This is a genomic window from Roseburia sp. AF42-8, assembly GCF_003435965.1.
Lineage (GTDB): Bacteria > Bacillota > Clostridia > Lachnospirales > Lachnospiraceae > Roseburia_C > Roseburia_C amylophila.
Genome location: NZ_QTVB01000079.1, coordinates 1 through 5323 on the forward strand (window position 1 = coordinate 1; position 5323 = coordinate 5323).

Consider the following 5323-nt stretch of genomic DNA (forward strand, 5'->3'; position numbering starts at 1 on the left):
TTCAGGAAAATATTCTGGCAGATTTTCTTAGGAAGAATCAGGCGGAGGTAATTGCTATGAGTATTTTTGAATATGATAAAGTTGAAGAAGAGAAAAAACTGAGAAAAGCCGAATTTGACGCCGGTGTTGAACAGGGATTAAAGCAGGGTGTTGCCCAGGGAATTGAGCAAGGATTAAAGCAGGCTTCTACCGATACCGCCCTTCGTCTATTAAAAACAGGAAAGTTTGATGCGAAGGAAATAGCAGAACTTTGTAATCTTCCTTTAGAGGACGTTACTGCACTCATGAAATAACTTTTATATTACATAAATATTTGATACCCATAGAACCTGCCACCGGCAGCTCAAGAAACCCGCAGACCACCTGTTTTCAAACAGATAATCTGCGGGTTTCCTATTGCTTACTGGTACTTGCTGGTTGCCTTCAGCCGGGTCAGGGCACGGGATAAGGATGCTCTGGAATGATAGTATTCCTGGATGCTCTGCTTCTGCCGCATCTGCTCCTCGGCACGTTCTTTTGCTTCCCTGGCTCTGGCAACATCAATTTCTTCCGGACGCTCTGCCGTTTCTACCAGAAGCGTCACACGGTTGTTGACGATTTCCACAAAGCCCATACCAACTACTGCATATTCCCAATTTGCAGTTCCTTCCGGCTGAAAACGCATTTCACCTTCATCTATGGCAATAACCATATCCTCATGATGTGCCAGAATCTCTTTCTGTCCATCATATTCCGGAACAATCAGTGAACGGCATCTGCCGGCATAGAATACCCGGTTCGCTGCAATTATTTTTAAATAAAATGTATTTCCTGCCATATTTGCACCTCTTTATTCGAAAGATGTCACCAGGCGTATTCCTGCACAACATATGCTATGCATTCTGGTGTTCCATCTCTTCTGCTTTACGGATAACGTCTTCTACTGTTCCTACGTTGAAGAATGCATTTTCCGGATACTGATCCATATCACCATCGATGATTGCCTTGAATCCTCGAATGGTTTCAGATAACGGAACATAAACGCCCTTTACGCCGGTAAAGTTCTCTGCCACATGGAACGGCTGTGATAAGAACTTCTGAATCTTTCTTGCACGATATACCAGTAACTTGTCCTCATCTGCCAGCTCTTCCATACCAAGAATTGCGATGATATCCTGTAACTCTTTGTATTTCTGCAGAATCTCCTGTACTTTCCGGGCTACCTGATAATGTTCTTCTCCAACGATGTCTGCCTCTAAGATACGGGATGTAGATTCCAGCGGGTCTACTGCCGGATAAATACCCTGCTCTACAATCTTTCTGGAAAGTACGGTGGTCGCATCCAGATGCGCGAAAGTAGTAGCCGGTGCCGGGTCAGTTAAATCGTCTGCCGGTACATAGACTGCCTGAACGGATGTAACCGAACCATTCTTTGTAGATGCAATACGCTCCTGCAATTCACCCATTTCAGTTGCCAGTGTCGGCTGATATCCTACTGCGGAAGGCATACGTCCTAACAATGCAGATACCTCAGAACCTGCCTGTGTAAAACGGAAAATATTGTCAATGAAAAGAAGCACATTCTGGTGTTTCTCATCACGGAAATATTCTGCCATGGTAAGTCCGGTCTCAGCCACACGCATACGTGCTCCAGGCGGCTCGTTCATCTGACCGAACACTAAGGCCGTCTTCTCTAATACACCGGATTCCTTCATTTCTGTCCAGAGGTCATTACCCTCACGGGAACGCTCTCCAACACCGGTGAAAATAGAATATCCGCCATGCTCTGTTGCAATATTGCTGATTAACTCCTGGATTAATACGGTTTTACCTACTCCGGCTCCACCAAACAATCCAATCTTACCACCTTTTGCATATGGTGCTAAAAGGTCGATAACTTTAATTCCGGTCTCTAAGATTTCTTCTGCCGGATTCTGGTCTTCAAATGCCGGTGGTTCACGATGAATGACCCATTCCGGTGCATCCTTCAATGGTTCGCCACCATCGATTGCCTCTCCTAATACGTTGAACAGTCTTCCCAGTGTCTGCTCTCCGACCGGAGTTTTTATTCCGCTTCCTGTAGCGGTTACTTCCATATCACGGCAAAGTCCCTCACTGGAAGCTAACATAATACAACGTACCGTATGATTTCCGATATGCTGTGCCACTTCCATGATGCACTTCTTATCGCCGTTTTTCACTTCAAGGGCGTCTTTGATTGCCGGCAATTCTTCGTCTTCAAATGAGACATCCACTACCGGACCTAACACCTGTATGATTTTTCCTGTCTTCATGAAAAAGCCTCCTTATCACTGCCTCTTTTTCCGTTTCTGAGCTTTCGCTCCTGCAATGACCTCGGTTATTTCCTGGGTAATTGCTGCCTGTCTTGCACGATTATATAAGATATCCAGCTCATGGAGCATATCTTTGGCACTTTTGGTTGCTGCCTCCATTGCCATCATTCTTGCGTTCTGCTCGCAGGAATAAGACTCAACTAACGCTCCATAGATGAAACCAACTACATAATCCGGTACAATTCGATCCATCACTGCCTCCGGAGATGGTTTCAACGCCAGTTCCTCCATCGGAATATCTGCAGGCAGTTTCACGTTAAAACTTGCTTTCTTCAGTGGGAGCAGCTGTCTGATCTGTGTCTCCTCCTGAATTGCATTGACCATGCTGGTATAGATGATATAGACTTCATCTAACTCTTCTTTCCGATACAGCTCCAGAAGTTCCTCTGCAATATTTCTTGCACGGTTCAGTGTCGGATTCTGTACGGTATAGTGGAACTGCTTATCAATCTCAATTCCACGCTGTTCAAAATAGTGACGGCCTAACTCACCTAATACAAACAGTTTGTTATTTTTATGTGCTTTCAAATGCTCCTCTGCAAGCTTTAATACATTATGGTTATAGGAGCCTGCCAGACCCTTATCTGCCGTAATAACAATATAACCTACCATCCGTTCTTCCGGCTTTTTCTCTTCGTTGGTCTTAAAATAAATGTCCTCAATATCCGGAAGATGTCTTAAGATTCTGCTCATTTCCGACTGTAGGGTAAAGAAATAAGGTTCTGTGTCAGAAAGCATTTTCTTTGATTTCTTCAGCTTCGAAGAAGAAATCATATACATTGCATTGGTAATCTTCAATGTATCATTGATACTCTTCATCCGATCCTGAATTTCCTTTGCATTTGCCATAACAACACCTGCTCATTCCTATTGATTTCTACTGTCTTCGAATTCTTTTGCAGCCGCAATAATCTTATCGGTCAGTTCATCGGAAAGCACTTTTGTTTCTTCGATTTCCCTGCCGATTTCCGGATGCTTCAAATCCATATATTCAAGAATCTCATTCTGATACTGTTTTACATTCTTTGTTTCTACTTTATCAAATACACCATGGTTTGCCATACACAGTGTCTCTACCTGCTCATGCAGGGAAAGCGGATGGCAGAGTGGCTGTTTTAAAAGCTCCATCAATGCTTTTCCATGCTGTAACTGTGCCTTGGTCATATCATCAAGGTCCGATGCAAACTGGGTAAATACTTCCATCTCACGATACTGTGCCAGGTCGATACGAATACTTCCGGATGCCTTCTTCATTGCCTTGGTCTGTGCAGCACCACCGACACGGGATACGGACAAACCAACGTTGACTGCCGGACGCATACCTGAGAAGAAAAGGTTACTCTCTAAGAAAATCTGTCCGTCTGTAATGGAAATGACGTTGGTCGGAATATATGCAGATACATCTCCTGCCTGTGTCTCAATGATTGGCAGTGCGGTAATGGAACCTCCGCCCAATTCTTCACTTAAACGGCTGGAACGCTCTAACAATCTGGAATGTAAGTAGAATACGTCACCAGGATAAGCTTCACGTCCCGGAGAACGCTCTAACAGCAGAGAGATTGCACGATATGCTACCGCATGTTTGGATAAATCATCATATACGATTAACACATCTTTTCCCTGATGCATAAAGTATTCTGCCATTGCAGTTCCTGCATATGGTGCGATGTACTGCATGGATGCAGGATCACTTGCAGTTGAGGAAACCACAATGGAATAATCCATTGCATCATGCCTGGTCAGTGTAGATACGATTTTTGCTACACTGGACGCCTTCTGTCCGATGGCAACATAGATACAGATTACTCCTTTGCCTTTCTGGTTAATGATGGTATCTGTTGCAATGGAGGTCTTTCCGGTCTGACGGTCTCCGATAATTAACTCTCGCTGTCCTCTACCAATTGGGAACATGGAGTCAATGGACAAGATTCCTGTTTCCATTGGTGTATTTACTGATTTACGTTCTACAATGCCCGGTGCTTCCTCTTCGATTGGACGATAATCATCTTCCTTAATCTCGCCCTTTCCATCAATCGGCTCACCTAATGCATTAATGATTCTTCCAACAAAGCCTTCCCCTACCGGGATTCCAGCCTTCTTCTTTGTACGAACTACTTTGGTTCCTTCTTTGATTCCGGTATCGCGGCCGAATAAAATAACACCAATTTCATTCTGTCTGATATCCTGTACCATTCCTTTTACACCATTATCAAATACTACGATTTCGCCATACATTGCATGGTCGATTCCGTAAATGGTTGCAATTCCGTCACCGACCCAGATTACGGAACCGGTTTCACGACTGGATTCATCCCAGTCAAATTCTTCTATCTCGCTCTGGATAATCGAGATTATGTCTGCAGCACTAATTGCGCCCACAGGCTTCACCTCCCTGTTAATTTTCTTTCCAACTGACGTAAGCGGCCTTCATAGCTTCTGTCATATTCTTTATGATGAACCTTGATGACATATCCGCCCAGAAGACTCTCATCTTCTTTTTCTGTCAGAACAATCTCACAGTCCGGATATTTTTCCGTAAGAATCTTTCTTGCCTCTGCTTCTTCCTGTGGCTTTGGTGTACCTGCACAGGTCAGTTCTGCACGCAGGATATGATTCTGTCTGTCCCAATAGAGATAAAATGCTTCCAGTATATCGCTGATTTCTTCGATATAACCCAGTCTGCACATCACTTTGGTATAATTTACAAGCACTTTGGATAATCCTGCATTCTGATATACTTTCTCTATTATGGCATCTTTCTTATGTATGGAAATTACCGGGCTTGTAAGAACCTTAAGCAGTTCCGGTGTAAGCTCATACAGCTTACGAAGGGTATCTGCTTCCTGTCTTGTGGCACCCAGCCGATACAATACCTTTGCGTTATTTACTGCTTCCTGTGTCATGAGCATCACCTGTTTTCATAATTTTCCGTGCGAGCGATGACTGCCAGTTTTCATAATTTTCCGTCGAGCGATGACTGCCAGTTTGGC

The 5323-nt window shown here is 44.0% G+C and carries 5 protein-coding genes and 1 pseudogene; 1 reads left to right on the forward strand and 5 read right to left on the reverse strand.

Annotation, left to right across the window (positions count from 1 at the left end; all coding sequences use genetic code 11):
• A pseudogene (locus DW059_RS14760) lies at positions 1-293 on the forward strand (hypothetical protein); the annotation flags it as partial.
• Between the two features lie 107 nt (positions 294-400).
• Here DW059_RS14760 and atpC read toward each other — a convergent pair.
• The 5 genes from atpC to atpH are packed head-to-tail and all read right to left on the reverse strand — an operon-like array spanning position 401 to position 5236.
• Complete coding sequence (gene atpC / locus DW059_RS14765) at positions 401-817, reverse strand: ATP synthase F1 subunit epsilon (protein WP_117699298.1); 417 nt, start codon at positions 815-817, stop codon at positions 401-403.
• Between the two features lie 55 nt (positions 818-872).
• Positions 873-2273 (reverse strand): F0F1 ATP synthase subunit beta, encoded by a 1401-nt coding sequence (gene atpD, locus DW059_RS14770; RefSeq protein WP_022243511.1) that lies wholly within the window; start codon positions 2271-2273, stop codon positions 873-875.
• A gap of 15 nt (positions 2274-2288) precedes the next feature.
• Entirely contained in the window at positions 2289-3182 is an 894-nt protein-coding gene (atpG, locus tag DW059_RS14775) for an ATP synthase F1 subunit gamma (RefSeq protein ID WP_022243512.1), read from the reverse strand.
• A gap of 18 nt (positions 3183-3200) precedes the next feature.
• Complete coding sequence (atpA, locus tag DW059_RS14780; RefSeq protein ID WP_442969775.1) at positions 3201-4721, reverse strand: F0F1 ATP synthase subunit alpha; 1521 nt, start codon at positions 4719-4721, stop codon at positions 3201-3203.
• Entirely contained in the window at positions 4718-5236 is a 519-nt protein-coding gene (gene atpH / locus DW059_RS14785) for an ATP synthase F1 subunit delta (protein WP_117699300.1), read from the reverse strand. The genes atpA and atpH overlap by 4 nt, the downstream gene beginning before the upstream one ends.
• Positions 5237-5323: the final 87 nt, after the last annotated feature.